Annotated in this window: 4 protein-coding genes; 3 read left to right on the top strand and 1 reads right to left on the bottom strand. The window is 68.4% G+C overall.

Annotated elements, in window-relative coordinates; translation table 11 throughout:
- From B0W88_RS29945 to ilvD, 3 genes are all read left to right on the top strand, one after another.
- Nucleotides 1–322 (top strand): hypothetical protein (locus B0W88_RS29945; protein ID WP_369973964.1); only part of this gene is annotated, 322 nt, incomplete at its 5' end.
- A gap of 26 nt (nt 323–348) precedes the next feature.
- A complete protein-coding gene (locus tag B0W88_RS29940; RefSeq protein ID WP_077038166.1) occupies nt 349–1,497 on the top strand; it encodes an acetyl-CoA C-acetyltransferase in 1,149 nt (382 codons plus the stop codon).
- A 382-nt stretch (nt 1,498–1,879) separates the two neighbouring features.
- Entirely contained in the window at nt 1,880–3,736 is a 1,857-nt protein-coding gene (ilvD, locus tag B0W88_RS29935) for a dihydroxy-acid dehydratase (RefSeq protein ID WP_077038165.1), read from the top strand.
- 379 nt (nt 3,737–4,115) lie between these two features.
- Here the strand turns inward: ilvD and B0W88_RS33960 are convergent.
- On the bottom strand, nt 4,116–4,563 hold a 448-nt coding region (locus B0W88_RS33960), incomplete at its 5' end, for a hypothetical protein (protein WP_158080970.1).

Raw genomic sequence — 4,563 nt, 5'->3', positions numbered from 1 at the left:
GTACTGCGCCGGGATGAGCGCGCTGCTGGTCGACGACCTGGGCGGCGAGCATTCGCGCCAGCCGGTGATCCTCGAAGGTCCGCTGGCCCGCAGCCAGGCCTACTGCCTGGCCCTGGCCGCCATCCTCGGCCCGTCACGTCCGCTGCTGCGCTCGACCGATGCGCTGGAGGGCACGGCCCGCGGCGCCTGGCTGCTGGGCCGCTGGGATCAGCAGGGGCAGGGTGCCGCGCTGGACCCGGTGCCGGCGCCGGAACCCGAGCTGGCCGAGGCCCTGCGCGCCCATGCGGAAACCTGGCGCAGGAGAACGAGCACAATCGCCTGACCTTCCAACAACAGGAGACAGGCACCATGGCCGAGGCCTATATCGTCGCCGCGCTGCGCACCGCCGGCGGCAAGCGCAAGGGACGCCTTTCCGGCTGGCATCCGGTCGATCTCGCGGCGCAGGTGATCGACGCGCTGGTCGAGCGCACCGGCGCCGACCCGGCCTCCATCGACGACGTGATCCTCGGCTGCGTCAGCCAGGTCGGCGAGCAGGCCAGCAACGTCGCGCGCAACGCGGTGCTGGCCTCGAAGCTGCCCGAGTCGGTGCCCGGCACTTCCGTGGACCGGCAGTGCGGCTCCTCGCAGCAGGCGCTGCATTTCGCGGCGCAGGCGGTGATGTCGGGGACGATGGACATCGTCATCGCGGCCGGCGTCGAGTCGATGACGCGGGTGCCGATGTTCAGCCCCAACCCCGCTGAACTTGGCAGTTATCAGAGCCCGGCCATCGATGCGCGCTACGACGGCGTGCGCTTCAGCCAGTTCATGGGCGCGGAGATGATCGCGCGCAAGTACGGCTTCTCGCGCGACCAGCTCGACGCCTACGCGCTGGAAAGCCACCGCCGCGCCTCGGCCGCCGCGGGCGCCGGCCTGTTCCGCGACGAGATCCTGCCGCTGTCATTGGCCGACGGCTCCGTCCACGACGCCGACGAAGGCATCCGCCACGACGCCACGCTGGAAGGCATCGGCGCCGTCAAGCTGCTGCAGGAGGGCGGCGTGATCAGCGCCGCCAATGCCTCGCAGATCTGCGACGGCGCCAGCGGCGTGATGGTCGTCAACGAGGCCGGCCTGAGGCGGCTGCGCGTGGCACCGCTGGCCCGCATCCACCACATGAGCGTGATGGGGAGCGACCCGGTCATCATGCTGGAGACGCCGCTGCCGGCGACCGAGCGGGCCTTGCAGCGCGCGGGCATGAAGATCGATGACGTCGATCTCTTCGAAGTCAACGAGGCCTTCGCCAGCGTGCCGCTGGCCTGGCTGCAGCATCTCGGCGCCGATCCGGCGCGGCTCAACGTCCATGGCGGCGCGATCGCGCTGGGCCACCCGCTCGGCGCCTCGGGCACCAAGCTGATGGCGACGCTGGTGCACGCGCTGCGCCAGCGCGGCGCGCGCTACGGCCTGCAGACCATGTGCGAGGGCGGCGGCATGGCCAACGTCACCATCGTCGAACGCCTCTGATCCGACTCGTTTTGGTACGGTGCGGCACCAGGCCGGGGCACACCTGCCTCGGAATGGTGGAACCAGTTCCATCGCAGCGCGATACAAAGCCTTGCAAACCCTTGATTCGGCACGATGGGCGATTGCCGCACTGTCGAAATCCACATGGCATCGAGTTTGCTAGTTATGTCTCGTATCGCTTGTCTCCTCCATCCCCCATGGATGGATTAAGGCCCGGGGCTTCCACCCCGGGCCTCTTTTTTTGTCGACCGGGCAGAGGGCAAGGCCTGACCCGATAATCGATGGTTCAGCCCGGGCGCGACTCACGAGGTCAGCGTCGGCGGCAGGGTTCGCGATCCCATGCGAGCACCTCCCACCACCACCGATTCAATTCTCAAAGCAGATGCCCGCCTACCGTTCCAAGACTTCCACCGCCGGCCGCAATATGGCCGGTGCCCGCTCGCTGTGGCGCGCCACCGGCATGAAGGACGAGGACTTCTCCAAGCCCATCATCGCCGTCGTCAATTCCTTCACCCAGTTCGTCCCGGGCCATGTCCACCTGAAGGACCTGGGCCAACTGGTGGCGCGCGAGATCGAGGCCGCCGGCGGCGTCGCCAAGGAGTTCAACACGATCGCCGTGGACGACGGCATCGCGATGGGCCACGACGGCATGCTGTACTCGCTGCCCAGCCGCGACATCATCGCGGACTCGGTCGAGTACATGGTCAACGCGCACTGCGCGGACGCCATGGTCTGCATCTCCAACTGCGACAAGATCACGCCCGGCATGCTGATGGCCGCGATGCGGCTGAACATCCCGGTGATCTTCGTCTCCGGCGGCCCGATGGAAGCCGGCAAGACCCGCCTGGCCAACCCGGTCACCAAGACGATCGAGCTGAAGAAGCTGGACCTGATCGACGCGATGGTCGCCGCCGCCGACCCGCGCTACACCGACTCCGATCTGGCCGAGATCGAGCGCAGCGCCTGCCCGACCTGCGGCTCCTGCTCCGGCATGTTCACCGCCAACTCGATGAACTGCCTGACCGAAGCGCTGGGCCTCTCGCTGCCCGGCAACGGTACCGTGGTCGCCACCCACGCGGACCGCGAGCAGCTGTTCAAGCGCGCCGGCCACCGCATCGTCGAACTGGCTCGCCAGTGGTACGAGCAGGAAGACGCGCGCGTGCTGCCGCGCTCGGTCGGCTTCCAGGCGTTCGAGAACGCGATGACGCTGGACATCGCCATGGGCGGCTCCACCAACACCATCCTGCACATCCTGGCCATCGCCCGCGAAGGCGGCATCGAGTTCACGATGGCCGACATCGACCGGCTCTCGCGCACCGTGCCGCAGCTGTGCAAGGTGGCGCCGAACACCAACAAGTACCACATCGAGGACGTGCACCGCGCCGGCGGCATCATGGCCATCCTGGGCGAGCTGGCCCGGGCCGGCAAGCTGCACGTCGACGCACCGACCGTCCACGCGCCGACGCTGGGCGAGGCGCTGAAGCAGTGGGACATCGCCGTCACCCAGGACGAGGCGGTGAAGACCTTCTACAAGGCCGGCCCCGCAGGCGTCCCCACCCAGGTCGCCTTCAGCCAGGCCACGCGCTGGCCCAGCCTGGACCTGGACCGCGCCGAGGGCTGCATCCGCTCCTACGAGCACGCCTTCTCCAAGGAAGGCGGCCTGGCGGTGCTGTTCGGCAACATCGCCCAGGACGGCTGCGTCGTGAAGACCGCCGGCGTGGACGAGAGCATCCTGGTGTTCGAGGGCGCGGCCCACGTGACCGAGTCGCAGGACGAGGCGGTGGACGACATCCTGAACGACCGGGTCAAGGCCGGCGACGTGGTGATCGTCCGCTACGAGGGCCCCAAGGGCGGCCCCGGCATGCAGGAGATGCTGTATCCCACCAGCTACATCAAGTCCAAGGGCCTGGGCAAGGCCTGCGCGCTGCTGACCGACGGCCGCTTCTCCGGCGGCACCTCGGGCCTGTCGATCGGCCACTGCTCGCCGGAAGCGGCGGCCGGCGGCGCGATCGGCCTGGTGGAGAAGGGCGACCGCATCCGCATCGACATCCCGAACCGCCGCATCGACGTGCTGCTGTCCGACGAGGAACTGGCCCGCCGCCGCGCCGCGCAGGACGCCAAGGGCTGGAAACCGGCCCAGCCGCGCCCACGCAAGGTCTCGGCCGCGCTGAAGGCCTACGCCAAGCTGGTCATGTCGGCCGACAAGGGTGCCGTGCGCGACGAGTCGCTGCTCGATTAAACCCACCCATTAGCCGTTGCAAACAGCGCACCACTCTTCCGGGTAGGTGCGCGAAAGAACTACACGGGCGACATTTGTCCCCAGTGCTGTCATCCGGTGAAAGATCTCGGAGCCTGGACCCAAGTGGAGGCGCGACAGAGGCGGTCAACGACATCGCCCAGCGTGGGGGTCCAGGCCTCGGGGCTTTATGGTTCCGGCGTGCCCCGTCAAAAAGAAAAGGCCCGGCAATTTCTTGCCAGGGCCCGGAAAGCTCATGGAGCTCCTGCTCAGGGAGGAAAAGCAGGGAAGATCAGCCCGAAAGCCTTTCTTCAAGGTCCATTCTAGGGATGGCTTGGGTAAAAGTGCCATCTTTTTCTTCGCCTGCGCCGTCAGCCTGCGTTCAGGTGTAGTTGCGCTGCAGATACACGACCGGCTGGTCGTGCAGCGCCTTGTAGAACGGCGTCATCGCGGCGTGGTCGCAGCACAGCAACAGGCTGTTGCGTCCCTCCAGCCGCTGCGCCAGTTCGCCCAGCGCCGCGTATTCCGCCCCCTGGTTCAGCAGGAAGGGCAGGTAGCCGCCCGGCTGCGGCCCCACCCAGCGTTCGTACAGCGGTTGCCGCGCCCGCAGCACCGCCCGCCAGGGCACGCTGCGCACCGGCGCCAGGCTGCCGCGGCGGATCGCCTCCAGGCGCTGGCGCTGCGCGTCCTGCAGCTCCCGCCATCCCGCCAGTCCGCCGCAGAGCTCACTGAGCGCGATCACGCGGACGTCGGCCAGGCCGGCGGTGCGCGTCTCGATCGCACGGCGGCCTTCGGCCATGCGGGCCAGAAAGGTCGGCGCGTCCACGCCC

Origin of the sequence: Pelomonas sp. KK5 (assembly GCF_001984095.1) — a bacterium.
Classification (GTDB): domain Bacteria; phylum Pseudomonadota; class Gammaproteobacteria; order Burkholderiales; family Burkholderiaceae_C; genus KK5.
Note: the sequence above shows the minus strand (reverse complement) of the source record. Positions and strands in the feature narration are given on the sequence as shown.